Origin of the sequence: Fulverythrobacter fulvus (assembly GCF_037154085.1) — a bacterium.
In the GTDB taxonomy this organism is placed as follows: domain Bacteria; phylum Pseudomonadota; class Alphaproteobacteria; order Sphingomonadales; family Sphingomonadaceae; genus Andeanibacterium; species Andeanibacterium fulvum.
In genome coordinates, this window is the sequence record NZ_JBANRM010000006.1 from 40182 (window position 1) to 64103 (window position 23922).

Sequence of the window (23922 nt, forward strand, 5' to 3'; positions counted from 1 at the left end):
CCCCTCGCAATGACGAAATCTGCTTCCTCAGAACCCGTAACGCAGCCCACCCCACAGGGTCAGCGGCGCGCCATAGTCAATCGAGCCTGCCTGATTGCGAGTGACGACCTTCTCGTCGAGCAAATTCTCGGCCCGCAGGACGAGGCTGAGCTTCTCGATCACCGGCACCTGCGCGAACAGGTCCACCGTGGTCGCGGCGGATAGCACGTCGGTCTCGTCATCGCCTTCGAACTGGTCGGCCACGTGGCGTACCGTCGCGGCGATGCGCCAGTTCTTCTTCGGCTCCCAGCTTACGGTGGCGCTGGCTGCGAAATCGGGCGTCTGCGCCGGGCGATTGCCGTCAAGCGCAGCGGATACGCCGCTGCCCTCGACCTTGGCATCGGTATAGGCCAGCGTGCCCTGGAACTTCACCGGGCCGCTGCCCAGGCTGGCCGCCAGTTCGACGCCGGTGGACTTCACCGCATCGACATTCTGCCGCTGCCGGTCCGTGCCGCTGAGCGTGACGTTGGCAATCGCATTCTCCACCCGATTAGTGAAGATGGTCAGTGCCAGATCGACACCCTTGGCCGCCGTCACGTCCAGCCCCGCCTCATAGCCTTCAAGCCGCTCGTTCTTGAGATTGGCATTGGCATAGGTGGTGACGGGGAAGACCACGAAGGGCCGGTAAAGCTCGTTGAGCGTGGGCAGGCGCAAGCCGGTATAGGCTGCGGCACGCGCCCGCACTCCGCGGGTCAAATCCGCAGTGGCGCCCACGCGCCAGGAGAAATCCCAGCCCGAACGGTCGGTATAGGTCGAATCCTCGATCACGCCGCCCGCTGCATTGAGATTGCGGTGATAGCCATCGCGAATGCTCCAGCGATCGGCGCGCACGCCGCCGGTCAGCAGCACGGGGCCGAGTGTGTAATCGTCTTCCAGGAACAGGCCGAGGTCCGAATTGGTGCCACCCGCATAACGGCTGCCATTGCCCGCCCCGCTGGCGAGGTAGCGATATTCGGTGAGATCGCCGTCGGACTGGCGGAAGTCGGCGCCGATCCGCAGAGTGTGACCGCCGCCCACGGGCGGGCGTACCTCAACCTTGCCGCCAAAGCCGCTGGCGGGCGTGTCGGCCTGATCCAGCGTTTTCTTGTAGGTGCTGGAGGAAATCACGATGTTCGAGAAATTGCGCCACTGGCCATAGCCGAGCACGTCGAACTGCCAGTCGCCCCGGCCGACGAGGCGAACCGAAAGGTCCTGCCCCTTGGTGGCATTATCCGCCCCGGCGAAGCGCAGGGTGCGGTTATCCTCGAAGGCAAGGCCGCGTACCTGCAGGCTGACGTCCGTGCCAAGCTGCTGCACCACCCGCGCATTGGCGGACCAGCTTTCATAAGCCGCGGGAACGGAAGCGGCCACGCGCTGATCCTTGGGCGTGGTCCAGAAACCGTCGCCCTGATCCCACCTTCCGCTGACCACGGCAAAGCCGCTGTCCCATTGCGGCGCCAGGCTGCCTTCCAGCTGGGTCTCGCCGCGATCGTTCACCAGCGCCTCGCCCCTGAACAGGCCGAGATCGCGTGCGTCGATGCCTTCAAGTTCCACCGTACCCGCCAGCGCGCCGGCACCGAAGGGGCCGGAACCGCCACCGCGCGTCACGCGGATCATTTCCAGCTGGTTGGGCGACAGGGCCGAAAGCGGCACATGGCCGAAGAACGGATCGATCATCGGCACGCCATCGAGCAGCACCAGCGCACGGCTGCTGGCGTTGCCGCCCAGCGCGCGCAGGGTCACGCCCTGCGCCGTGGGGTTGGACGAGCGGCTGTCCGAACGGCGGAACTGCTGGAAGCCTGCCACATTGGAAAGCGCGTCTTCGATCCGGCCCGAAGCCGTGGACTGCAACTGTTCCTGATCCACCGTCACTGTCGAATAGGCGATAGTGGACGGCGTCGCGTCCAGCCCGTGCCCCGTCACGACGATGGGCGGATTCTCGAATTCGTCGCCCGCATCGTCCTGCGCGAAAGCGGGAGTGGAAAGGGTGGTACCAAGAGTGGCCAGCGCAACACCGGCGAGCAGGCAGATCCTCATGTTCATCTTCTCGTTTTTCGTTTCGGACAAAGTCAATTCTGGCGCTCCCTTTAGCGTCTCAATCTTGCCGCGTCACCCCACCTCTGGCAGGGGTAGCAAAACAAGGGAGAATGCGATGCGTAAGGCTTTCATCATGCAGGCGGCAGCTGCTTTCATGCTGACGGCTTCTCACAATACGCTCGCCGCAGAGGAGACAGCACAGCACATGAAGGCCCCCGCACCGGTCGTGGCGCAAGACCACGAAGCCCTGCTTGCCAGCAGCGATCCCAAGCTCGCCGCCAACAAGCGGCTGGTTTACGACATGTACCGCATCGTGCTGCAGGCCGGCCTTGCCGACCGTGCGCATGAATTCATCGCCGACGATTATATCCAGCACAATCCCAATGCCGGGCAGGGCCTGGCCGGGCTGGTCGATTATGTGAAGGTCACGCGGCCGGTGCGCGAGATCAAGGACAAGCTCGATCTGCCACTGGTGCACCTGATGGCCGAAGGCGATTATGTCACCACCACTTTCGTCCGCCCGGAAAAGGACGCCAATGGCGAAACCTATTATTCCAGCTGGTTCGATCTCTACCGGATCGAGAACGGCAAGATCGCCGAGCATTGGGACCCGATGCTGAAGAGCGACCCCAAGATCGACCCCAACGACAAGAAGCTCTGAAAAGGCGAAGGCCCCGGCGCCGGGTCCATACAGGACCTGGCACCGGGGCCTTGAACCGGATCAGACCGGAAGCGCTCAGTCCGCCTTGGCGGGCGCCTTCTTTGCGGCCTTGGCGGCAGGCTTGGCTGCCGAAGCCGCTTCATCCTTCGCCGCTTCAAGCTTGGCCGGCGGATTGAGTTCCAGCCACTTGGCGATGTTCTTGGCCCCGCCCGTATAGGCGAAGTGCTGCACCATCTCGTTCACCAGCAGGCTGTCGACCTTGTGCAGGAACTTGCGGAAGTGGTTGTGCACCTGAGTGGCGGTGTTGTTGAAGCTGCCCAGGAACGTGCCGTTCTGGATCTGCAGGCACTTCTGCTTCTTCAGCTCATTCGCAAACGCATTGTAGTCATGCTGCTTGCCTGCGGCCTTGCGCGCGTCGAACGTAATCACGAAAATCGGCATGATCTCTCCTGTCCCCCTAAAACGGATAAGGGGGCGACGCGCCGCATCCGGCGGGCGCCGCCCTTCCCTGTCCGTTTTCAGAGCGTTGCGGGCGCCGCGTCAAGCAGGATGGTCTTGGTTTCCACATAGGGCCACAGGCCTTCCTCGCCGCCTTCGCGCCCGATGCCGGACTGCTTGAAGCCGCCGAAGGGCGCGCCGAACTCCATGCGCATGCCGTTCTGGCCCATCACGCCGGTGCGAATGCGGCGCGAAATATCGTAGGCCGCCTGCGGATCGGTGGTGAAGACGGAACCGTTGAGGCCGTAATTGCTCTCATTGGCGATGCGGATCGCGTCTTCCTCGTCCTCGGCCGGGATCAGGCACAGGACCGGGCCGAAGATTTCCTCCTGCGCGATGCGGCTCTTGTTATCGACATTGGCGAACAGGGTCGGCTCGATGAAATAGCCCTTGTTCATATGGGCCGGGCGGCCACCGCCGGTCACGAGGTCGGCGCTCTTCTTGCCTTCCTCGATATACATTTCGACGCGTTCGAGCTGGCGCTTCATCGCGAGCGGGCCCAACTGCGTTTCCGGGTCTTCGCTATTGCCGATCTTCACGCTCTGCATGACCTTGGCAATGGCCTCGGCCAGTTCGTCATGCCGGTCCTTGGTCACGATGGCGCGGCTCAGCATGGCACAGACCTGGCCGCTCATCACGGTGATGGTGTTGCCAAGGATCGCCGCCGCCGCATCGATGGGGAAATCGTCGCGCACGATGGCCGCAGACTTGCCGCCCAGTTCGAGCGAGCAGCGTGCGATGCGGCCGCCGCAGACTTCCGCGATGCGCTTGCCCGCGGCAGTGGAGCCGGTGAAGCTGACCTTGTCGATACCGGGATTGTGCACCAGATGATCCGCTGCCTCACGCTCGGACGGCACGAGGTTGACCACGCCTGCCGGAAGACCGGCAGCTTCCGCCGCCTCGGCAATGATATAGGCTTCCAGCGGGGTTTCCGGCGAAGGCTTCATCACGATGGTGCAGCCCGCGATCAGCGAATAGAACACCTTGTTGGCCATGATGCCGAAGGGCGCGTTCCAGGGCGCGATCCCGGCCACGACACCGACCGGCTCGCGCGAGAGGATCACGGTGTCCACCACCTGGCCCTTGGCCTTGCTGACCCATTCGAAGCTTTCGCCCAGCGCCGCGATGCCGCGCAGCCCGCCCAGCGCGCCGCCATGCATGATGGGCGCGAAGCTGGCGAGGCCGCCGACCTGCGCCGTCCATGCGGCGGCGAGTTCAGGCACGCGCGGCTCGATCAGGTCGAGCATGCGATTGAGCATCGCACCGCGTTCGGCCGGCGAGGTGTTGGGCCAGGGGCCCTTGTCGAAGGCATCGCGCGCGGCGGCGACGGCACGGTCCATATCCTCGTTACCGGCTTCGGCAACGCGGGCGACCACTTCTTCGCTATTCGGATTGACGATCTCGATCATCCGGCCGGAGGTCGCGGCGACCCACTCCCCGCCGATGAAGAGCTTGTCGGGATGGCGGACGTTAACACCTTGAGGGGTCATTTCTTCTCTCCAGTCACGGGATTCGTTGAAACGGATAATACTAGAAATTGGACAGGATCGTGAGACTGCGGGAATCGAGCGGCTTGCCCGCTGCGTGCAGCTTCAACTCGCGGTCCCTGAGCTTGCCCTGTTCGTCGATCAGGAAGGCATGGATTGCCTTTGCCTGATCGGGCGAAAGCACATCGTCCCAGCGCGGCATGCCATTGGGCTGCAGCAATCCCTGCAGCACGATCTGATCGAACACGTCATGCGTGCCCGGCGCCATGCGGCGCAGGTCCGGCAGCGGGGCGCGCGGCTGGTTCGAATGGCAGATCGAGCAATTCTCGGTGAACAGGGCGGAGCCGAGCGCGATCATCTCCGGCGTCGCTCCCGGCAATTGCGCGGGCGGTGCACCCGCAGGCTCCAGCGGCGCGAGGTCGGCCGGGATCGGCACCTTGCCGCCACCCAGCTTGAACACCAGCAGGCGATTGGCATTGCCCTTGGTATAGGCCGCGGAATAGCCGGGCACGAAGCCCCAGCCGCCGCCGCCCCAGCCGGTCTGCACGGCAATATATTGTACGCCGTCCACCCGGTAAGTCATCGGAGCGGCAAGGATCGAACTGCCGGTGTCGATGGAGGCAAGCAGTTTGCCATTATCGGCATCGCGCACCACCAGCTTGCCCGACAGCGTGCCATAGACGACCAGGCCTGACTGAGTGGCGAGCACGCCCGAACGGTCCTGCCAGCCCTCGCGGTCGGCCTTCCATTTCGTCTTGCCGGTCAGCGGATCGATGGCGCGGATTTCCGAACTGTAGGGCTTGTCCTTCACCCACTGCCATTGCGGCAGCTTCTCCACTGCCTGCCGGATCGGCGGCGGCAGGGTCGGCAATGCAGCCTGCAGATCGGGCGTGAAGATCAGCGCGGCGGAGGCGTTGAGGTTCTGCTTCTTGCGCGCCGGGTTTTCCTGCCCCGGCGGGATGAACATCAAATTCCCCATATCCACCACCGAGGCGAAATAGAGGTTCCGCGTCGGATCGAAGGCCGCCGGGTGCCAGTTACGCGCACCGGTGGAGGCCGGGAACACCACCTTGGGCCCGGTGCTGTAATCGCTGAATTCGGGCGTCAGATGCGGCTTGCCGGTCTTGAGATCGACCTTGTCCGCCCAACTGGTCCGCACGATGGCATTGGCGGCCAGCACTTTGCCGCTCTCGCGGTCAACCGCATAGAAAAAGCCGTTCTTCGGCGCATGCAGCACGACGGGGCGCTTTTCGCCGCCCACATCCATTTCGGCGAGCATCATGGGCTGCGTGGCAGTCAGGTCCCAGCTGTCCTGCGGCGTTTCCTGATAATGCCACTTCATCTCGCCGGTCTTGCGATCCAGCGCGACAAGTGAATCGAGATAGAGATTGTCCCCGCCGCTGGGCGACCGGGTCTTGAGCGGATAGGGCCCGCCATTGCCCACGCCGATGATCACCTGATCATAGGCCGGGTCATAGGTGATGGCGTCCCACACCGTACCACCGCCGCCGATATCCCAGCGGCTCTTGGCGTCCCAGGTCTTGAGCGCCGCTTCCAGCGCCTTGCTTTCCTGCGGGCCGTCCGCCGGATCGTGCGGGATGGTGTAGAAGCGCCAGGCTTCCTTGCCGGTCTTCACATCATAGGCAGTGACATAGCCGCGCGTATCGTATTCCGCGCCGGCATTGCCGATCACCACCACATCGCCCGCCACTTCGGGCGCGCCGGTGATCGTATAACCGCGCGAACGATCGGCAATCGTATCCTTGCGCCAGACGACCTTGCCGCTCTTCGCATCCAGCGCGAACAAATGCCCGTCGAGCGAGCCGACGAAGACCTTGCCATCCGCCACGGCCACGCCGCGATTGGCCTGATCGCAGCAGGCATAGCGGTTGGCCTGCATGTCCACGCCCGGATCGAAGGTCCACAGTTCCTCGCCCGTCGCCGCGTTCAGCGCATAGACCCGGCCGAGATTGCCCGAGGTGTACATCACCCCGTCGATCACCACCGGGGTCGCTTCCTGCACCCGCGCCGTGCCGAGATCGTACTCCCAGGCAAGGCCGAGCTGGCCCGCATTCTCCTTGGTGATGTCACCCAGGCGAGAGAAATGGCTTTCCGCCCAGTCGCCACCGGGATTGTCCCAGTCGTCGCCCGCGCCATACACCGAAGTGTCGATGTCCGAGGGATCGAAACCGCCCGAACAGGCGGCAAGCAGAGCCAGCGTACCGGCAGCGAGCAGAGCTTTGAGTTTCATCAGGCGGGCCAGAGGTGCTGGTATTGTTCAAGAACGGAACGCAGGGTACGCGGCGGCCTGCCGGTGATGCGTTCGACGTCGTCCGAAACGACGTTCATGAAGCCTTCGCGGATCGACTGGCCGAACGTGACCATGCCTTCGCTGGCCCAGGGAATCGGGCCATCGGGCACGATGTCCGAAGCCTTGCGCGCCACGCCAAGCGAATCGAAATAGCGATACATGCCCTCGTCATCGACCGGCTCGATCTCGATCGCCTTGCCCGCCATTTCCGAGACGAGCGCCATGGCATCGGGCAGGGCCCACAGCTCCGGCCCGGTCACGTCATAAGCCTTGTTGGCATGGCCTTCCTGCGTCAGCACGCCCACAGCAATCGCCACGCAATCGTCGCGGCTGACGATGGGGACGAGGCCATTACCGGCATTCTCGGGCTTGTGGCCGGCCTGCAGGGCGGGAATGGCCATGGCAGTGGCGACGGCCTCGGCATAGAGGCTGTCGCGCAGATGGGTCCAGGCGAGGCCGGACTTCTCGATCATCTGCTCGGTCGCGAGATGGTCGAACTGCTCGACAGAAGGGTTGTTCGGCTGGCCGCAGCCGAGGATCGAGGTGTAGACGACATGCTTCACGCCCTCGGCTTTCGCCGCTTCCACCGCATTGGTGTGCTGCTCTACCCGTGTGCCGACCCGCGTGGTCGAGATCAGCAGCATCCGCTCGCCGCCCTGCATCGCTGCACGGAGCGTGGAAGGATCGTCGAAATCCGCGCTGCGGACATGGGCGCCCAGTTCGGCGAATTCGGCAAGCTTGTCTGTCGTGCGGGACAGCAGAATCAGGTCTTCCGCCGGAACCTTCTCAAGCAGCAGCCGTGCCGCGGCATTGCCGAACTGGCCGGACGCGCCGGTAACGATAATCTTGCCCATGGAACCTCTCGCATTGCCGGATATGTGCATACGCCCGATGACGTCGCTCCGCTTGAAGGTGATAATAACGAGTGTTACGGTTGAGGCAACATTTGGGAGAAGGAGAGAACATGAAACTCGCAACCGAAGATCGCCTGGCACTGATGGACCTGATCGCGGACTATAGCTGGGCGCTCGATACCGGTGACGAAGACGGGCTGGTGGCCTGTTTCACCGAAGATTGCCTGATGAGCGAGGAAGTGTTCGACGAGCCGGATATCTGGAACGGCCATGACGGGATTCGCGGGCTGATGCGCCATTATGCCAATGCCCCCGGCTTCCCCGGCCGCCAGCATCACGTCACCCAGATCAAATATTTCCCGCAGGAAGACGGCAGCGTGAAGATCAAGAGCTTCGCCTTCGTCACCGAATGCGAGGGCGAGCCGCCGATGGTGCTGCGCTTCACCGGCTGGTACGACGATCACGCCGTGAAATGCGCCGACGGCCAGTGGCGCTTCCAGCGCCGCATCGTGCGCCTGTGGGACGGCGAAGTGCTGCAGCGCTTCCCCGGCAAGGGCCAGTGGGTGCCCCGCAAGCGCCCGGATTCACTGATCATCAAGAAGTAAGAGGTCAGGGGATCTGCCCTGTCTCCCCGGACCTATATCTCGTCATCCCGGACTTGATCCGGGATCCCGCTAATTCCTTCGAAAGAAGCTGGACCCCGGCACAAGGCCGGGGTGACAATTGGGTGTGCTACCTTGACATTATGAACCATTTGGGTTACATGCACCAACGCCAGCTAACCACTGGCACCAGCGACGGGGTGCAGGGGCGGTAGCGCTTCGTTTCCTCTCCCGCGCCGGGCCGGCGCTTCCTGAGAGCCGGGCATCAGGGCAAGGTGGATGTCAACGCCGGGCCCGCCCGCTGGATCAGCGCCCGTGATACGATGCGTGGCCGGATAGATGTTTCGCCCCAGAGGAACCTCTGTCCGACAGGGAAAGGCTCAGCTGCGAGCCCTAGGTCTTTCCCGCTGCGCCTCGCAGGGCCGAGCAGACAAGTTTGCCGCGATACTTCGCCTGCCATTCGCAAGACCAACAACGCGCAAAGCCTCGCTCGCCAGAGCGGGCGCCAGAAAGACCGGCCCGGCCCCGTCCGCTCGGTTTCTCTCCCCCGGCGTAAACCCGCATTCGCCAGCGGAGGTTCTGCTGTGTCTGGAATATTCGTCATCCCGGACTTGTTCCGGGACCGCTGGCCACGAAGCACCAGATCACTGCGATCCCGGGTCAAGTCCGGGATGACGATTGGGGCGGGACGGCGAAGACGCCTTACCCTTTCGGCACCAGCACCCAGCCGAACACCATGCCAGCATCCGGCCGTGCGGAAGCCGCATTCGCCATCGCAGGCAGCCCCCCGCGCGGGTCCGCCGCATAGGCCGCCAGCGCTTCGGTCCAGCCGTGCCCGGCGGCTTTCGCCACACGGCCCAGCGCGTTCCAGCCCGGGCGGCATTCCCCACCCGAACATTGGCGGCCGCGTCCATCCAGACGGGCAGCGAGCGCATAGCCTGCCTCGGCCGCGACATCGGCGATCAGCAGCAAATCCGCATGACGGCTGACCCCGGCTATCAGCGCGGGCTTTGTCGCCAGCACCTCACGCGTGAAGCGCACCCGGTCTCCCTCGATCGCACGCGGGTTGAGGCCCTGCGCCTTGCCTGCCTCGGCAAAGCGGCGTCCGGCCTCCAGCGCGGGATCGTGCAGCAGCACGCGCTCTTCCCCATGGCGCCAGCGCCAGGCGGCAAGGCCCGAAAGGGTCGGCACGGCCAGCGCGCCCCCCAGAACGGTTCGGCGGCTCGCCCGGATCACTGGCCGCCTCCTGCCGGGCCCTTACCGCTGGCAAGATAGTCCGCAATCTGGCCAAGCTGCTCGTCGCTCACTTCGCCTCGCGGAATGGCGGGCATGTTGCCGATGCCATGGCGAGCGGCCATGATTACGTAGTTCTTGTCCAGATCCTTGCGCGCTTCCAGATCGGGCACGTCCATCCGGCGGGCGAGCAGGCCAGAACCCATGCCGTTGGCGCCGTGGCACATGATGCATTTCTCGACATAGGCCTTCTCCCCGCCCTGTGCGTTGGGGCGCATGGCGAGAGTTACCGGATCGGGCGCGGGCGCCGGGCCGCCGCGCGGGGGCGGAGGCGCTGCCTCTTCCGCTCCGCTGGAACAGGCAGCAAAAGTGCCGAGCAGCAGCGCGGCGGCGGCAAAGGTCAGCGGTTTCGTCATCCCGGTCCTCATTGTCCGCGCTCCTCTTTCAGGCGTTTGGGCCAGATGCCGCTCTTGCCCGGGGCAAGGATGCCATTGGGATCGAGCGCATCCTTCACTGTCTCGTTCAGGCGGTTCAGCGCGCCATTGTTCCAGCTATAGGTCTTGGCCACGAGATCCATGTAATCGAGATGGGTGCGATATTCGCCATAGCCCTGCGCTTCCGCATCCTTCACCAGCGTGCGGAAGAAGGGATCGATCTTCGACATCATCTCCGGATTATCCTTGTCGAAGATCATGGCGTTGACGTTGATCAGGTGCCGTTCGCCAAAGGCGAAGCTGCCCTGATAATCCATGCCCCACTCCTGATAGCGGGCATAGGTGCGGTTGAACTGTTCCAGCGCCTTGGTGCCGTCCTGCGGCAGGATGGGCGAGAAGCCGATATGCCCGCCGCGCCCGCCATACCAGTTCACGTTCTGCATCGGGAAAGTCATCGGCGTGCCGGTCCAGCCGGAATATTCCTTGGGCTGGCCCTTCACCCAGGCAGTCGGCTTGATGAGCATCGGCTTGATGTCATTCATCGCCTTTTCGAGGATCTTGTAAGCCGCCTTGTTGACCTCCTCGCGCCCGTAGAGGCGCAGCGACACGCCCCACCAGCCGATGTTGAACTTCTTGCGGATGGCAGTGATGACATCCTCGCCCAGCGCACCGGGCTTGTCGGTCCATTCATCGCGGCGGGTGAGAACGGCTGCGGCGCGCAGCCAGTTGCCGATGGAGGGGCTCTGCGTCAGCACGCGTTCGCGCCGCAGCGGGCCGATCACGTCGACCATCGCCTTGAGGTCTTCCGCCCTGTCGAACTCGACATCCATGCCCATGAGGCTTTCCGGCTCGGGCATCAGCCACATGCCCATCTTGGTGACGATGCCGAAATTGGACTGGACGAACATCTGGTCCCATCCCGGCCCGAAGCCGAAGGGATAGGCCTGCCAGGTATTGGCACCCGCGAAGGCGCCCATGCCGGTGCGCACCAGATCGCCATTGGGCAGGACAACTTCCATCCCGCAGATGCTCTTGGTGTTCTCGCCATAGGGCGTGTAGCCCACGCCCCGGTCGAGCGCATTGCCCATGACCGAGCCCCAGCTGTTCCCCGGCGTGGAGAGCCAGAAGGGCAGGTCATGCGCCTTGATGTAATCGTAGAGATCGTAAAAGCTGACGCCCGGCTCGACCACCACAGTGCCGAACTGTTCGTCGAACTCGATCTTCTTCATGCCCGACAGGTCCAGCACCACGCTGCCCGCGAGCAGCGGCGCCGTACCGCCATAGCCGAGATTCTTGCCCCGGCTGATCGGCCAGAGCGGCAGCAGATACTGGTTGGCGATCTTCACCACCGCCTGCACTTCTTCCACGCTGGTGGGCGCGACGGCCCCGGCGGGATGGTGCGCGTCATCGTTGACGGCGAATTTGTCGAGATAGCTCGTCCGGTCGAGATCTTCGAAGAAGACTTTCGACGTGCCCAGCACGCTTTCGAAGGCGCGGCGCGCCTGATCGAGTTTCTGGGCGGTGAAGCCGGGAGGAAGGGGCGTGTCTGCCATGATTATGTGCCTTTATGTCCCTTTGAATGCCTGTTCGGTGCTGCTCAGCCTGCGGCCCATTGAGTGCGCGCGGGCGGGCGGGCGCCCGCATCGAGCCGGATCACTTCGCCATTGATCAGCGGCGTGCGAATGAGGAATTCCGCCACCTGGCCATATTCCTCCGCGCGGCCGGCGCGCTTGGGGAATTCATTGTCGGCCAGCAATTCGGCAACGAAAGCGGCCGGCAGCATCGCGACCATCGGCGTAGCCATGAATCCCGGCGCAACGCCGTTCACCCGGATCGCATGGTGCGAAAGATCGCGCGCCCACACCAGCGTCAGCGCTGCCAGCGCGGACTTCGACGCAGTATAGGCGCCCATCCCTTCCTGCCCTTCGAAGCTGGCGATCGAGCAGGTGTTGACGATCACCCCGCGTTCGCCATCCGGGCCGGAGGGCTCATTTGCCATCATCCGGTGCGCCACATGGGCGACAAGCTGGGTCGCGCCCAGCAAGTTGATACCGATCAGCGTGCGGAAAGCCGCCATATCGCCCGGCCCTTCCGGCGTGGCGACCGGGCCGAGCTCGCCGATCCCGGCATTGTTGAGCAGGATGTCGATCCGGCCATGGCGCGCGATCACCTGATCGACAGCAGCCTTGACCGAGCCTTCGTCGCTCACGTCGCAGCGGATGAATTCCGCGCCCTGCGGCGCTTCGCCTGAGACGTCGAGCGAGATTACCGTGGCGCCCGCCGCGAGGAGGCATTTCACGCCCCCTTCGCCGAGCCCCGAATTGCCGCCGCTGACGATGGCGATCTTGCCTACCGGATCCATACCCTCTCCCCTGCCGCTTCCCGCTTCGATAGGATGAAGCATCGCGGCATGACTTTAACGGACGTTACTTTTGTTCTAGCGTCGTGCCGAGTCAAGCGCGGGACGATAAACCCGCCACGAAGAAGGGGGAAGAAATGGCCAGCCGCGACGAGCTTTATTCCGCGCTCGATATGTATCTCGCAGGGCTGAACGCCCGCGATTCCGCGAAAGTGCGCTGGGCCGACGCCCCTTTCATCACAGAAAATAACGTGCGCCTGGAGCCGGGCGACGGGCTGTGGAACACCATCACGGGGCAGGGCCCGTACGATCTGCGCTTCGCCGATGTGAAGACCGGACAGGTCGCCCTGTTCACTTGCGTGGAGGAAACCAACGCCGTCTCGCCAGCCGCCATCCGGCTCGGCGTGCAGGATGGGAAGATCGCGGAAGTGGAAACCGTCGTCGCCCGCAATGCGGATGAAGGCTTCCCCTTCCTCGGCCAGAAATTCGAACGCAAGCCGGCGATGGAGGCCTTCGTCCCCGCCGGCGAAACCTCTTCCCGCGAGGAATTGCTGGAAATCGCCAATGGCTATTTCGAGACCATCGAGCGCAATGACGGCACGATCCGCACGCGCTTCTTCCCCACCTGCAACCGGGTGGAAAACGGCGTGCAGACCACCAACAACCAGGAATTCCCGCTGCCTATCGCGCGGCTGGGCTGCGAGGAACAGTTCCGCATGGGCTGGTATCGCTATGACGACCGCCTGCGCGGCCGCCGCTTCCCGCTGGTGGACGAGGAACGCGGCATCGTGCTCGCCTATGGCTTCATCGACCATTGCGGGATCGTGGGCGATTACACGCTGACCGACGGCACGCCCGCCTCCAGCCCCGTGCGCCGCCCGCATTCCTATTATCTGGCGGAAGCCTTCAAGATTCGCGCGGGGGCCATCGAGCAGATCGAGGCCGATTTCCTCACCGTGCCCTATCACATGCCCTCGCCGTGGGATTCGCGCGCGGAGTCGCTTACGTGAACGCCCGCACCGTGCTCGCCCTCGTCCTGATGGCGGGGGTGATGGTGATCGACGGCTACGATCTCAACGCCATGTCGCTGGCCTTGCGCTGGCTGGCACCGGAAATGGGCGTCGCGCCGACCAGCTTCGCCATCGTCCAGTCGGCCGACCTCCTCGGCCTTGGGGCAGGCGCGTTCCTGATCGCGCCACTGGGCGACCGGATCGGGCGCAAGCCGATCATCGTGGGCGGAGTGCTGGCGATTGCGGTCGCCACGGCCGCGACCGCCTTTTCCACCGACATCAGCCATTTCGCCTTCTGGCGCCTGCTCACCGGGCTGGCACTGGGATCGTGCCTTGCCAATGTCTCGGCCCTGTCGAGCGAAGTCGCGCCGGAAGGCAAGCGCTCCACCATCATGGCCGTGGTTTCCGCCGGGATCGCCATCGGCGCGATGGTGGCGGGCTTCACTGCCCCTGAAGTCGTCAGTTGGGGCGGCTGGCAGATGCTGTTCTTCGTGCCGGCCACAATCGCATTGGTGCTGGGCATCGGCCTGGCGATAGTGCTGGAAGGCGGCCGGCCCGCCGGGGCCGAGCAGCGCGCCAAGGTGCCGCTGCTCGAACTCGTCCGCCCGCCGCTGATCTTCCCCATGGCGCTGTTCGCGGCGGCCTATATGGTCAATGCGGTGGCGCTCTACATGCTGGTGCGCTGGATGCCCATCGTGCTGCCGGAGGATGTGTTCGGCGCCGAACTGCCCTCGCGCCTGCAGGGCCTGATGCAGGGCGCGGGCCTGCCGGTCAGCATCCTGCTGGCCTTCCTGATCGACCGGTGGAAGCCCGGCCTGACGCTGGCGCTGGGCTATAGCGTGATTGCTCTGGCCTTCCTCGCCGTCTGGGCATCGCCGATGGAAGTGCCGCTCTGGGCCGCGCTGATCATGATCGGCGGCGGCGGGATCGCGGGCATCCATGGCGCACTCATGGCGCTGAGCCCCAAGCTGTTCCCGTCGAGCGTGCTGTCCACTGCCATCGGCACGGCAGTCGCCGTGTCGCGCGTGGGCGCCATCGCCGCGCCGATCTTCGGGGCTAGGCTGATCGACGCCGGGATTTCTCCCAGCGGCTATTTCCTGGTGCTGGTGGCGCCTGCTGCCCTGTGCGGGGTTCTGGCGCTGATGGTGCCGCGGGTAATGCAGGGCGGCGGACCGAAGGCTACGGCCTGAAGTCCAGCCCGCCTGCCCGCTCGGCGAATTTCCAGCCTTCGCCGGTCAGCACCATCCGGTCGCGATACCAGCCGACGAGCGGCGAGTTCGCGCTCTGGGCGGGCAGGCTGCCATCGTCGGTCAGGTCCCCCTGATAAAGGATGATCGCGCTGAAGGCGGTCGCCTCCGTCTCGCTCACCACGTCCACCACCGTATTGGCGATCACATGGCGCTGGGCGCGCGGCGCGCGGGCAAGGAAGCTGGCCAGGATCGCTTCGCGTCCGACAACCGGATCGCCGCCGCTCGGGCGGCGAAACAGGGCATCTTCGGCATAGAGCTGCGCCACGGCAGGCCAGTCCTGCGCGTCGTTGAGATTCGCGTAGAGATTGATCAGGCGGGTACAATCCGCCTCGATCGCGCGGCGGGTTTCCGCGCTCATTCCATTATCCGGCAAACTGAGCCTCCGCATCCATCATGGCTTGCAACATGCGGCGGCCTTCTACTGCATTCTGATCGCTTTTCACCATGAGTTCGGCTGGGGGCTCACCGTCATAGAGATCGATGATCTTCTCGATCTCCACCGAGGCGAAGATATCCTCGTCGATCACCGGCGCCAGATTGCGCGCCATCTGCTCCACATCCACCGTATCGTCCACTGCCACGGCGAAATGGTAATAGCTGCTGCGCGGCGTTGACGGCGTGATCGCGTGATAGACGCGATTGGTGGAAATATGCTCGCCCGGTGCCTGAGGATGGTCTTCCGGATAACGCACGAGCGTGATCCCGCTGTGGAAGGCGGGCAGATAGCTTTCCATGCCCATCGAACGATCGATCCGGTCCGTGGGATAGACGCCCAGCGCGTGCATCAGCGGCGGGTTGGGCGCATTGCGGATGTGCCGCATGCTGGACACGAAACCCGGCCGCTTCGTCAGTTCCTCGGGCGTGGAGGCATTCTCCAGCGTGCCGATGCTGGTGCCGTGCAGGAAGGCGAGATGCGACAGGTCGAACAGATTGTCGTTCAGCAGCTGATAGCGGCAGGCGACTTCGTGGAAGAACATCTCGTGCCCCGTCAGGCCCTGCCCCGCCAGTCCGATTTCCGCGAGCGAGGGGATCAGCGCCGGATCGGCCTTTTCCGCGTCACCCACCCAGATCCACAGCCACATGCCATGTTCCACCAGCGGATAGGCCGGCACGCGGATCGCCTTGGGCACATGGGTCTGGCTCGGCACATCCACGCATTTCCCGTCCGGCCCGAAGGCGAGGCCGTGATAGCCGCAGACGATCGTGTCGCCCTTGAGGCAGCTCCTGCCCAGCGGGAAGTGCCGATGCGGGCAGCGGCCGTCCAGCGCCACGGCATCCCCATCTTCCTTGCGGAACATCACCACCGGGGTGTTGAGGATAGTGCGGGAAACGAGTTCGCGCCCGACATCCTTGGCGAAGGCCGCGACATACCAGGCATTGCGCGGCGCAAAACTGCCCTTCTTGAACGGATACATCCACAATCTCCCACAGCGTGCCGGTCGACTCGCCGGACCTTTGTTGGATTTAGCTTACACTGTAAGCTTGCATTGCGTCCAGTTCCATCGGATGTCCGGCCAATGGCACCTCCCGGAAAGCTGAATCGCGAGATGATTGTGCGCGAGGCCATCGCGCTGCTGAACGATGGCGGGCTGGAGGCAGTCAGCCTGCGCAAGATCGCGGAACGGCTGGATGCGCGTGCGCCCTCCTTGGCGCGCCATGTGGGCGACAAGGCGCATCTCCTCGCCCTGCTTTCCGCCGCAATCTTCGGACAGGCGCTGGAGAGCATTCCGCCGGGCCTGTCGGGCGATACCTGGCTGGAGGCCTTCGGCCACGCCCTGCGCCGCAAGCAGTCGGAAACGAGGGACGTTGCAGCCCTGCTTTCCACGGTGGAGCCTGACGATACGGTGCAGGACGGCATTGGCGCGCAATTGCGGCGCCTGATGTCAGAAGCCGGGCTGGAAGGTCCGCAGGCTCAGACAAAGCAGGCCGCGATCCAGGCGCTGGTCACCGGCTGGATGGTGTTCGAGAAATCGCCGCGGGCCAGCCAGTTCGCCGCCCATCTGCCGACCGATCACGCATTCGAGGATGCGCTCAAGGCACTGATCGCAGGGTTCGGCACAGCGGCGTGAGGGCCAGGCGCCGGATCAGTCCGGCCGGGTTTCCTCAAGGAAGCGCGAATTGCCGCCTTCATCGCGTGCTTCCAATGTCTCGATCAGACGGTCGAGAATACGTTCCAGCGCGACCACGTCACCGCAATCGAGTTCGCTGAAGAGATATTCGGCCACCTTCTGGCTTTGCGGTCGCATGATCTCGTAAAGGCGGCGGCCTTCCTCGGTCAGCGTCAGCACCTTGCGGCGGCGGTTGGCCGGATCGGTGGCGACGCTGATACGGCCGTTACGCTCCAGCGTCGCGACCGCGCGGCTGACGCTCATCACGTTGACCCCGGTCAGATCCGCCACCTCGTGGCTGGCCGTCGCGCCCAGCGCGCCAATGGTCATCAGCAAGCGGAATTCGTTGAGGCTGATCTTGTAGCGATCCGCCAGATGCGTGGAAAAGGGCGCCATCAGCACGTTAGTGAGCTTCAGCAGCTGATGCAGCATTCGGGCCCTGTCCGGCTGCGAATTGCGCGTTTTCTTTTCTGCCACCCTGGTTGCCATGGCACCCATCCCTCGCGATTGGCAGCCTTGCGGTCAATCGACTCCGCTGCCAAATCCACCATATTCTTCGCTCTGGCCCGCCTTCGCACCGATCGGGCGTTCGGCCTTGGCAGCAATCGTAACACTCGTTAGGATCGGGAAACAAGAATCTTGGGGGAGAAGCAGGGCATGAACGCCTTTCCGCAGACCATACATTTCATCGGTTCCAACAAGCCGCGCCGGATGGAAATTTCCGTGCGCGATCTCGAAGTCGAAGGGCATATCCCCGCCGAAGTCGACGGTGCCTTCTTCCGCGCCGTGCCGGACAATGCGCATGCTCCGATGTTCCCGGACGATATCGCGCTGAATGCCGATGGCATGGTGGCGCGCTTCAACATCCAGAACGGCGCCGTGGATTTCGACATCAAATATGTCGGGACCGATCGCTACAAGGCCGAAAAGGCCGCGCGCCGCGCGCTGTTCGGCCAGTATCGCAACCCCTTTACCGACGATCCCAGCGTCGAAGGCGTTGACCGCACCGTCGCCAACACCACCCCCGTTTGGCACGCTGGCCGCCTGTTCATGACCAAGGAAGATGGGCTGGGTCACGAGATCAATCCCCACACGCTCGAGACCATCGGCAAATGGACCTATAATGGCGCGCTGAAGTCCGAAACCTTCACTGCCCATCCCCGCATCGATCCCGAGACCGGCGAACTGTTCTTCTTCGGTTACGAAGCAGGCGGTCTGTGCACGCCGGATGTGGCCTATTGCATCGCCGACAAGGACGGCAATCTGGTTTCCGAACAGTGGTTCCAGCAGCCCTATCTCTCCACCATCCACGATTTCGTGATCACCGAGAAATACGCGATCTGGCCGATCTTCCCGACCCTGGCCGATCTCGACCGGATGAAGGCCGGCGGCGCGCATTGGGCGCACCGGCAGGATCTGGAAAGCTGGGTGGGCATCATGCCGCGCTATGGCAAGGTGGAGGAAATGAAATGGATCAAGGGGCCGGTCGGCGTCTCCGTGTTCCACGAGGTCAACGCCTATGACGATGGCGATCTGGTCCATATCGACCTGTGCCTGACCAATACCAACGCCTTCTCCTTCATGCGCGAAGCAGGCGGCATCCACATTCCGCAGCAGGAAATCCAGGGTGGGCTGGTTCGCTGGACCATCGACATGTCGAAGGACGAGCCGCAGATCGAGGAGCGTCCGCTGGGCCCTCCGGGCGACCTTCCGCGCCTTGCCGACGCCGATCAGGGCCGCAATTATCGCGTTGCCTGGTATCTCAGCATGAACCCGCAGGGCGGCCCGCCCATGCCGGGCGGCCCCGTGGGCGCGAATTTCAACTGCCTGCTGCGGATCGAGCCCGGCAATGGCCGGATCGAAGCGATGGGCGTGCCGCCGGGCGCGGCCATCAGCGAACCCGCCCATGTCCCCTCTAGCGAGGCTGGCCACGATGGCTGGCTTCTGACCGTGGTGGACATGCCGAACAATCCCGATCCGTCTCAGCAGATTCCCGGAGATTACTCCTCCGAACTGTGGATCGTGGATGCAGGCAATGTCGCTGCCGGTCCGGTGGCCAAGGTGAAGACCGGCATCGCCCTGCGCAGCCAGGTCCATGGCAGCTGGGTCAGCCGCGAGAAGATGAACGCCTCGGTCCTCAAGGGCTAACGCGCAGTGCCCTCCCCATTGCCGCGCAGGGTGGTGGGGAGGTGCTTCTTGCAAGCGACAAACACTCGTCCATACTCCCGCAAAAATGGGGAGAGGAACATGAGTCTGCGCCTTGGATGGGCCGCGCTTGGCGCGGGCCTGCTACTCAATGCCATGCCCGCCACGGCCGAGGACGGCTGGAAAGCCCCGCGTACCGAATGGGGCGATCCGGACCTGCGCGGCAAATGGCCAGTCGACTTCCTGGGCCAGACCCCGCGCCAGCGCCCCGAGCATTTCGGCACGCGGGACACGCTGACCGACGAGGAATACGAAGCAGCACTGAAGAACGCCCAGTTCCAGATCGACCAATATGCCAATGAGGGCGAGGCCGGGAAGCTCGGCATGGGCCATTGGATCGAGCGGGGCAAACCGCTGCGGCAAGCCTCACTGATCACCGAACCGGCCAATGGGCGCCTGCCGCCAATGACGCCGGAAGGCGAACGCCGCGCCTCGCAGATGCGCAGCAGCTGGACCGAGGAAGTGTTTCAGTGGGTGGACGATTTCAACACGTTCGACCGCTGCATCACGCGCGGGATGCCGTCATCCATGCTGCCCGGAAACTACAATAGCGGGATCGAGATCTACCAGTCGCCCGGCTTCGTCGCGATCCGGCTGGAAATGATCCACGAGACGCGGATCGTCCCGCTGGGCGATGCCAAGGCCCCGCCACCGCAGGTGAAGAATTGGCTCGGCTATTCGCGCGGACACTGGGAAGGCGATGCCCTGGTGATCGAAACCACCAATTTCGAGCCGGGCAATTCGCTGGGCAATGTCGGCAATTATCCGCGCCCCGTGCCCAATAGCGAGGCAATGAAGATCGTGGAGAAGCTGACGCCAACCGGGCCGGACTCGATCCATTACGAAGCCTGGATCGAAGACCCGGTAGTGCTGACCGCGCCGTTCAAGCTGGACATGCCGTGGCAGCGCAACAGCGCTTACGAGATTTACGAATATGCCTGCCACGAGGGGAACGTGCAGATCCGCGGCTATATCGCCGGGACGAGCCCGCGCCTGCAGGCGGATCGGGACGCCGCCGTCGCGGCACGGGATGCGAATGGGAAATAGAGGGACGTCTGGGGGTCAACCGATGAAATATATCTACCACTTCTGCCGCCTGCTGTTCGGCGCCTGGTTCCTGTTTTCCGGCCTGTGGCACTTCTTCTGGCCATGGCTCCAGCCCATGGGCAACACGCCTGAGGCCATCGCCTTCACCAAGGCTCTGCTGGCCAGCGGGCTGTTCGACTGGGTCAAGGCGATCGAGGTGGTGACGGGCATCACTCTGCTGCTCAATCGCGCCATGCCGCTGACGATCCTGGCCATCGTCCCGCTCAACATCGTTATCGTCTATTGGAACGTCGCGCTTGATGAAGGCTTGGTGGAATGGACCTTCGCCGCGCTGACGATCGTCTTCAACGCGGTGATCGCCTGGCCGTGGCGCAGCTATTTCTGGCGGCTCTTCACGTGGAAGGGCGCAGCGGATTATTCGCTGGAGCCACGCCTGCCAGCTTAGGCAGGGCCTCACCCGGTCCGGGTAGCGGCTCGAAGCCTCGGACCAGCGCACGAAGGCCTGCCTCGAAACTGCGGTCGAGATCGAGCATGCCTTCGAGAAAGTGCTGCATGGGGCCATTCTCCTCGAAGGTGCTCCACCCCAGCACGAAGGAAATCACCGCTGCCGTCACGCTGAGGGCGCTTGCCTGATCCAGCCCGAAACGGGTGAGCGGCGCGGCAATCGCCTCGGCCCGCGCGGCATCGCCTTCATTCACCGGAGGCGCGAGTGCGAAGAGCTGCGCCGCGTCACGTTCCTGCATCATGCCGCGCCGCAGGGCCGCGCCATATTCGAACAGCCATTCCCGCCAGTCCGCGCAGGGGCCGATCCCGGCGCGGGCCTTGCCGTAGATAGCGCCGGTCATCAGGCCCAGCAATTCGCCCTTGTCCCGGAAGTGCCAGTAAAGCGCCGGAGCCTTCACCTGCAGCCGCGCGGCGAGCCTGCGCATGCTGAGCGCATCGATCCCTTCTTCCCGCAGGAGAGCGAAGGCCGCATCGACCACCATCGTGCGGTCAAGCGAGGGGAATGTACGCTTCGTCATCACAAGACGAATTGACTCCTTAACAGTGTTAAGTCAAGTTTACGGCGAAGAAGGACAGGCGGAGAGGCCAGCCATGAATTACGTGCGCAATGCGTGGTATGTTGCTGCGTGGGCGGAGCAGATCGAGGATGGGAAGCCCTTCGCGATCACCATCCTCGACGAACCGCTGGCAATCTATCGCGGGGAAAGCGGCCGCCTTTCCGCGCTGGAGGACCGCTGCGTCCACCGCCTCGCCCCACTCTCGCTCGGCCGCTGCGAGGGAGACCGGCTGCGCTGCATGTATCATGGGCTGCTGTTTGCCGCCGATGGCAAGGTGGTGGAGATTCCGGGACAGGAACAGATCCCGCCCCAGGCCCGCGTGCGCGCCTTCCCGGTGGCGGAGCGGCATAGCTGGATCTGGGTGTGGATGGGCGATCCCGCCATTGCGGATGAGGGGCTGATCCCGCCCGCCGTCGGCCTGGATCACCCGGACTATATCCTTGGCCATGGCCATCTCGATTACGCTGCCGAAGCGCGACTGATAAACGACAATCTGCTGGATTTCAGCCATCTGACCTTCGTCCATGCGAACAGCTTCGGCGCCGGGCCGGAATTTGCCGCCACTCAGGCCAAGATCACCCCGCTGGACAGGGGCATCCGTTACGAGCGCTGGATCGAAAACTCGCCGGGTTCCTCCTCGCGCCGCAGCGATGTGCCGATGGACAGCTATATGCGTTACGACTTCCTGATCCCGGGCGTGCTGCTGATGACCGGGGGAATCTTCCCGCTCGGTACTGCCAAAGCTTGCGATTTCGGCGCGCCGGACCTCGACGAGGCCAAGGGCGGCGTGACCTTCACCAGCCAGGCGGTGACGCCGATCACAGGCAAGACCTCGCGCTACTTCTTCTCATGGGGGCCGCACCGCAAGCATGGCGACGAGGCCCTGCGCGACATGCTGATGGGCATCGCCGGCCAGGCCTTTGCGGAAGACAAGGTGATGATCGAGGCCCAGCAGCAGGTGATCGACCGCACGCCCGATCCGCGCGTGATGCCCACCGCGCATGACAAGGGCGTCACCATGTTCAACCGATTGGTCGAACGGATGGCCCGCGCGGAAGCCGAGGGCAGTCGCGATGCGGCCTGAGCCCCCACCGAACATCCAGCCATCCCCTCCGGCTCGATCCGCGCTTGCCGCGCGCCCCGCGTGCGATAAGCTATTGGGAAAATCAAAAAGGGGATGACTGAAATGCCGATTCACCGTTTGCTGGCCGGTTCCGCGCTGGCCCCCGCCGCTTTACTCCTGTCCGCCATGGCCACCACGCCCGTCGCAGCACAGGATTGCGACAGGCAGTGCCTGATCGACCTTTCCGACAAATATGTTGCCGCGCTCGCCGCTCACAATCCCAAGGCAGTGCCGCTGGCCGATGGCCTGAAGACCGTCGAAAACCTCAAGCGTATCAAGCCCGGTGAAGGCCTGTGGGCATCGGCTACGGGTGGCGCGACCGATTTCGTGATCCATGTGCCCGACCCGGTTGCGCAGCAGGTCGGGATCATGGCGGTGATGGGCGGAGCGGAAAAGAAGCCCGTGCTGGTCGGCATCCGGCTGAAACTCGCCGGCGGCAAGATCGTGGAGGCCGAGCACATCATCGGCAATGCACTGACCGACGGGCAGCTGGCCAACCTCCAGACGCCGCGCCCGGCCCTGCTGAAGGAAGTGCCCGATGAATATGCGGACTCGCGCGGCCGGATGATCTGGCTGGGCAAGAGCTATTACGACGCGCTGGATAACGGCAATTCGCAGCAATCCGCCATGGCCGACGATTGCGAGCGGCGGGAGAACGGCTTCCAGACCGCACGCAACCCCATGGTGCGCCAGTCCGGCGGCGGCAACGGGCAGACCGATCCAGCCTTCGCCTATCTGGGCGGGCTGGGCTGTGCCGCGCAGATGGACACCAATATGTGGGAATATATCAGCCGCATCGAAAACCGCCGGGTGGAGATCGCCGACACCGTTACCGGGCTGGTCTGGGGCATGAGCCACTTCCACCACGATTTCACCAAGCAGGATTTCGCCCTGATCGGCGTGCCTGGCGTTCCTGTGCGGCACATGGAATTCAAGCCTTTCGATATGCCCGCGATCCACATCTACAAGGTGTGGGGCGGCAAGATCCACGAGATCGAGGCGGTGGGCCTGACCACCACCTATAATTCACCGACCGGCTGGGAGAACTGAGATGCGCCTTGCACCTTTGATGACGCTGGCGGCTGCCAGCATCGCCTTGTCCGCCTGCAATCAGAAGGCCGAGGATCCGGCCATGAAGCTGCTGGCCGACCGTATCGCGATCGAGGACTTGATCGTGAAATATTACGAACAGCTCGGTACCGGCGAGGAAGCCGGGATCGGCGAATATTACACCGAAGATGCGGTGCTGGACGTGAACGGCATCGTGAACAAGGGACACAAGGCCATCGAAGGCCTCTATTCCGGCATGGGCGAGGCCGATCCTTCCAGCCAGGGCACGTTCCACATGCTGCTGAGCAATCCGCAGATCGAAGTGAACGGCGACACCGCCACGGCCGAATTCGTATGGACCGGGATCATGAACCCCAAGATCGACGAACCGCCCCGCTTCCAGGAACAGGGCCGCGAATATGATCTGCTCAAGCGGGTCGACGGCAAATGGCTGATCCAGAAGCGGACCATCATCGCCGATAGCGGGATGCCGGAAATGTTCGCGGCCACTTATCAGCCGCGCAAGGATTACGACGTCACCAAGGACTGAAGGCACAGAAAAGGGGCGGCCCCT

Annotated in this window: 24 protein-coding genes; 11 read left to right on the forward strand and 13 right to left on the reverse strand. The window is 63.9% G+C overall.

What is annotated here, in order from left to right; all coding sequences use genetic code 11:
* Positions 1-27: 27 nt before the first annotated feature.
* A complete protein-coding gene (locus WFP36_RS15690; RefSeq protein WP_336981871.1) occupies positions 28-2055 on the reverse strand; it encodes a TonB-dependent receptor in 2028 nt (675 codons plus the stop codon).
* 115 nt (positions 2056-2170) lie between these two features.
* On the opposite strand from WFP36_RS15690, the gene WFP36_RS15695 reads away from it, so the two are divergent.
* The gene (locus tag WFP36_RS15695; protein WP_336981872.1) at positions 2171-2716 is read left to right on the forward strand and encodes a nuclear transport factor 2 family protein; all 546 of its coding nucleotides are present in this window, start codon (positions 2171-2173) and stop codon (positions 2714-2716) included.
* 75 nt (positions 2717-2791) lie between these two features.
* Here the strand turns inward: WFP36_RS15695 and WFP36_RS15700 are convergent, their stop codons facing one another.
* The 4 genes from WFP36_RS15700 to WFP36_RS15715 form a co-directional block, all read right to left on the reverse strand.
* Positions 2792-3157 carry a hypothetical protein gene (locus WFP36_RS15700; protein WP_336981874.1) on the reverse strand — a complete coding sequence of 122 codons (366 nt, stop codon included), beginning with the start codon at positions 3155-3157 and terminating at the stop codon, positions 2792-2794.
* 77 nt (positions 3158-3234) lie between these two features.
* Positions 3235-4704, reverse strand: a complete 1470-nt coding sequence (locus WFP36_RS15705; RefSeq protein WP_336981876.1) for an aldehyde dehydrogenase — start codon at positions 4702-4704, stop codon at positions 3235-3237.
* A 40-nt stretch (positions 4705-4744) separates the two neighbouring features.
* Positions 4745-6952, reverse strand: coding sequence for a PQQ-dependent dehydrogenase, methanol/ethanol family (locus WFP36_RS15710; RefSeq protein ID WP_336981878.1), 2208 nt, complete (start codon positions 6950-6952; stop codon positions 4745-4747).
* Positions 6952-7866 (reverse strand): SDR family oxidoreductase, encoded by a 915-nt coding sequence (locus WFP36_RS15715; RefSeq protein ID WP_336981880.1) that lies wholly within the window; start codon positions 7864-7866, stop codon positions 6952-6954. Before WFP36_RS15715 ends, WFP36_RS15710 begins: the two co-directional genes overlap by 1 nt.
* Positions 7867-7976: 110 nt before the next feature.
* On the opposite strand from WFP36_RS15715, the gene WFP36_RS15720 reads away from it, so the two are divergent.
* Complete coding sequence (locus tag WFP36_RS15720) at positions 7977-8471, forward strand: nuclear transport factor 2 family protein (RefSeq protein ID WP_054531740.1); 495 nt, start codon at positions 7977-7979, stop codon at positions 8469-8471.
* Between the two features lie 699 nt (positions 8472-9170).
* Here WFP36_RS15720 and WFP36_RS15725 read toward each other — a convergent pair.
* The 4 genes from WFP36_RS15725 to WFP36_RS15740 are packed head-to-tail and all read right to left on the reverse strand — an operon-like array spanning position 9171 to position 12497.
* Positions 9171-9704: a hypothetical protein gene (locus tag WFP36_RS15725; protein WP_336981881.1), complete on the reverse strand. Its 534-nt coding sequence runs from the start codon at positions 9702-9704 to the stop codon at positions 9171-9173.
* Entirely contained in the window at positions 9701-10117 is a 417-nt protein-coding gene (locus WFP36_RS15730) for a c-type cytochrome (RefSeq protein WP_336981883.1), read from the reverse strand. The genes WFP36_RS15725 and WFP36_RS15730 overlap by 4 nt, the downstream gene beginning before the upstream one ends.
* 8 nt (positions 10118-10125) lie before the next feature.
* Positions 10126-11688: an FAD-binding oxidoreductase gene (locus WFP36_RS15735; protein ID WP_336981885.1), complete on the reverse strand. Its 1563-nt coding sequence runs from the start codon at positions 11686-11688 to the stop codon at positions 10126-10128.
* A gap of 44 nt (positions 11689-11732) precedes the next feature.
* A complete protein-coding gene (locus tag WFP36_RS15740; RefSeq protein WP_336981887.1) occupies positions 11733-12497 on the reverse strand; it encodes an SDR family NAD(P)-dependent oxidoreductase in 765 nt (254 codons plus the stop codon).
* Positions 12498-12631: 134 nt separating this feature from the next.
* Here WFP36_RS15740 and WFP36_RS15745 point away from each other — a divergent pair, with 134 nt between their 5' ends.
* Together WFP36_RS15745 and WFP36_RS15750 are read left to right on the forward strand one after the other, a co-directional pair.
* Positions 12632-13504, forward strand: a complete 873-nt coding sequence (locus tag WFP36_RS15745; protein WP_336981889.1) for a hypothetical protein — start codon at positions 12632-12634, stop codon at positions 13502-13504.
* Positions 13501-14694, forward strand: a complete 1194-nt coding sequence (locus WFP36_RS15750; RefSeq protein ID WP_336981891.1) for an MFS transporter — start codon at positions 13501-13503, stop codon at positions 14692-14694. The genes WFP36_RS15745 and WFP36_RS15750 overlap by 4 nt, the downstream gene beginning before the upstream one ends.
* Here the strand turns inward: WFP36_RS15750 and WFP36_RS15755 are convergent.
* On the reverse strand, positions 14684-15112 hold the full coding sequence (locus tag WFP36_RS15755) for a nuclear transport factor 2 family protein (protein ID WP_336981893.1): 429 nt from the start codon (positions 15110-15112) through the stop codon (positions 14684-14686). The two genes, WFP36_RS15750 and WFP36_RS15755, sit on opposite strands and share 11 nt — an antisense overlap.
* Before the next feature lie 4 nt (positions 15113-15116).
* On the reverse strand, positions 15117-16169 hold the full coding sequence (locus tag WFP36_RS15760; RefSeq protein WP_336981895.1) for an aromatic ring-hydroxylating dioxygenase subunit alpha: 1053 nt from the start codon (positions 16167-16169) through the stop codon (positions 15117-15119).
* Positions 16170-16271: 102 nt separating this feature from the next.
* On the opposite strand from WFP36_RS15760, the gene WFP36_RS15765 reads away from it, so the two are divergent.
* Positions 16272-16823, forward strand: a complete 552-nt coding sequence (locus WFP36_RS15765; protein WP_336981897.1) for a TetR family transcriptional regulator — start codon at positions 16272-16274, stop codon at positions 16821-16823.
* Between the two features lie 15 nt (positions 16824-16838).
* Here the strand turns inward: WFP36_RS15765 and WFP36_RS15770 are convergent, their stop codons facing one another.
* Complete coding sequence (locus tag WFP36_RS15770) at positions 16839-17351, reverse strand: MarR family winged helix-turn-helix transcriptional regulator (RefSeq protein ID WP_336981899.1); 513 nt, start codon at positions 17349-17351, stop codon at positions 16839-16841.
* 168 nt (positions 17352-17519) lie between these two features.
* Here WFP36_RS15770 and WFP36_RS15775 point away from each other — a divergent pair, with 168 nt between their 5' ends.
* From WFP36_RS15775 to WFP36_RS15785, 3 genes are all read left to right on the forward strand, one after another.
* Positions 17520-19010, forward strand: coding sequence for a carotenoid oxygenase family protein (locus WFP36_RS15775; RefSeq protein WP_336981900.1), 1491 nt, complete (start codon positions 17520-17522; stop codon positions 19008-19010).
* 99 nt (positions 19011-19109) lie between these two features.
* Positions 19110-20114, forward strand: coding sequence for a hypothetical protein (locus WFP36_RS15780; RefSeq protein WP_336981902.1), 1005 nt, complete (start codon positions 19110-19112; stop codon positions 20112-20114).
* 22 nt (positions 20115-20136) lie between these two features.
* The gene (locus tag WFP36_RS15785; RefSeq protein WP_336981904.1) at positions 20137-20559 is read left to right on the forward strand and encodes a hypothetical protein; all 423 of its coding nucleotides are present in this window, start codon (positions 20137-20139) and stop codon (positions 20557-20559) included.
* Here WFP36_RS15785 and WFP36_RS15790 read toward each other — a convergent pair.
* Positions 20507-21136, reverse strand: a complete 630-nt coding sequence (locus WFP36_RS15790; protein WP_336981906.1) for a TetR family transcriptional regulator — start codon at positions 21134-21136, stop codon at positions 20507-20509. The two genes, WFP36_RS15785 and WFP36_RS15790, sit on opposite strands and share 53 nt — an antisense overlap.
* Positions 21137-21209: 73 nt before the next feature.
* Here WFP36_RS15790 and WFP36_RS15795 point away from each other — a divergent pair, with 73 nt between their 5' ends.
* The 3 genes from WFP36_RS15795 to WFP36_RS15805 all read left to right on the forward strand — a co-directional run bounded on the left by WFP36_RS15795 (position 21210) and on the right by WFP36_RS15805 (position 23898).
* Entirely contained in the window at positions 21210-22259 is a 1050-nt protein-coding gene (locus tag WFP36_RS15795) for an aromatic ring-hydroxylating dioxygenase subunit alpha (protein WP_336981908.1), read from the forward strand.
* 102 nt (positions 22260-22361) lie between these two features.
* Positions 22362-23348: a hypothetical protein gene (locus tag WFP36_RS15800; RefSeq protein ID WP_336981909.1), complete on the forward strand. Its 987-nt coding sequence runs from the start codon at positions 22362-22364 to the stop codon at positions 23346-23348.
* 1 nt (position 23349) lies between these two features.
* Positions 23350-23898 (forward strand): nuclear transport factor 2 family protein, encoded by a 549-nt coding sequence (locus WFP36_RS15805; RefSeq protein ID WP_336981911.1) that lies wholly within the window; start codon positions 23350-23352, stop codon positions 23896-23898.
* Positions 23899-23922: the final 24 nt, after the last annotated feature.

What these genes read in the sequence shown, in the direction of transcription:
- WFP36_RS15690 (WP_336981871.1), bottom strand. Translation starts at nt 2,055, where the DNA reads ATGAGGATCTGCCTGCTCGCCGGTGTTGCGCTGGCCACTCTTGGTACC.
- WFP36_RS15695 (WP_336981872.1), top strand. Translation starts at nt 2,171, where the DNA reads ATGCGTAAGGCTTTCATCATGCAGGCGGCAGCTGCTTTCATGCTGACG.
- WFP36_RS15700 (WP_336981874.1), bottom strand. Translation starts at nt 3,157, where the DNA reads ATGCCGATTTTCGTGATTACGTTCGACGCGCGCAAGGCCGCAGGCAAG.
- WFP36_RS15705 (WP_336981876.1), bottom strand. Translation starts at nt 4,704, where the DNA reads ATGACCCCTCAAGGTGTTAACGTCCGCCATCCCGACAAGCTCTTCATC.
- WFP36_RS15710 (WP_336981878.1), bottom strand. Translation starts at nt 6,952, where the DNA reads ATGAAACTCAAAGCTCTGCTCGCTGCCGGTACGCTGGCTCTGCTTGCC.
- WFP36_RS15715 (WP_336981880.1), bottom strand. Translation starts at nt 7,866, where the DNA reads ATGGGCAAGATTATCGTTACCGGCGCGTCCGGCCAGTTCGGCAATGCC.
- WFP36_RS15720 (WP_054531740.1), top strand. Translation starts at nt 7,977, where the DNA reads ATGAAACTCGCAACCGAAGATCGCCTGGCACTGATGGACCTGATCGCG.
- WFP36_RS15730 (WP_336981883.1), bottom strand. Translation starts at nt 10,117, where the DNA reads ATGACGAAACCGCTGACCTTTGCCGCCGCCGCGCTGCTGCTCGGCACT.
- WFP36_RS15735 (WP_336981885.1), bottom strand. Translation starts at nt 11,688, where the DNA reads ATGGCAGACACGCCCCTTCCTCCCGGCTTCACCGCCCAGAAACTCGAT.
- WFP36_RS15740 (WP_336981887.1), bottom strand. Translation starts at nt 12,497, where the DNA reads ATGGATCCGGTAGGCAAGATCGCCATCGTCAGCGGCGGCAATTCGGGG.
- WFP36_RS15745 (WP_336981889.1), top strand. Translation starts at nt 12,632, where the DNA reads ATGGCCAGCCGCGACGAGCTTTATTCCGCGCTCGATATGTATCTCGCA.
- WFP36_RS15755 (WP_336981893.1), bottom strand. Translation starts at nt 15,112, where the DNA reads ATGAGCGCGGAAACCCGCCGCGCGATCGAGGCGGATTGTACCCGCCTG.
- WFP36_RS15760 (WP_336981895.1), bottom strand. Translation starts at nt 16,169, where the DNA reads ATGTATCCGTTCAAGAAGGGCAGTTTTGCGCCGCGCAATGCCTGGTAT.
- WFP36_RS15765 (WP_336981897.1), top strand. Translation starts at nt 16,272, where the DNA reads ATGGCACCTCCCGGAAAGCTGAATCGCGAGATGATTGTGCGCGAGGCC.
- WFP36_RS15770 (WP_336981899.1), bottom strand. Translation starts at nt 17,351, where the DNA reads ATGGCAACCAGGGTGGCAGAAAAGAAAACGCGCAATTCGCAGCCGGAC.
- WFP36_RS15775 (WP_336981900.1), top strand. Translation starts at nt 17,520, where the DNA reads ATGAACGCCTTTCCGCAGACCATACATTTCATCGGTTCCAACAAGCCG.
- WFP36_RS15780 (WP_336981902.1), top strand. Translation starts at nt 19,110, where the DNA reads ATGAGTCTGCGCCTTGGATGGGCCGCGCTTGGCGCGGGCCTGCTACTC.
- WFP36_RS15785 (WP_336981904.1), top strand. Translation starts at nt 20,137, where the DNA reads ATGAAATATATCTACCACTTCTGCCGCCTGCTGTTCGGCGCCTGGTTC.
- WFP36_RS15790 (WP_336981906.1), bottom strand. Translation starts at nt 21,136, where the DNA reads ATGACGAAGCGTACATTCCCCTCGCTTGACCGCACGATGGTGGTCGAT.
- WFP36_RS15795 (WP_336981908.1), top strand. Translation starts at nt 21,210, where the DNA reads ATGAATTACGTGCGCAATGCGTGGTATGTTGCTGCGTGGGCGGAGCAG.
- WFP36_RS15800 (WP_336981909.1), top strand. Translation starts at nt 22,362, where the DNA reads ATGCCGATTCACCGTTTGCTGGCCGGTTCCGCGCTGGCCCCCGCCGCT.
- WFP36_RS15805 (WP_336981911.1), top strand. Translation starts at nt 23,350, where the DNA reads ATGCGCCTTGCACCTTTGATGACGCTGGCGGCTGCCAGCATCGCCTTG.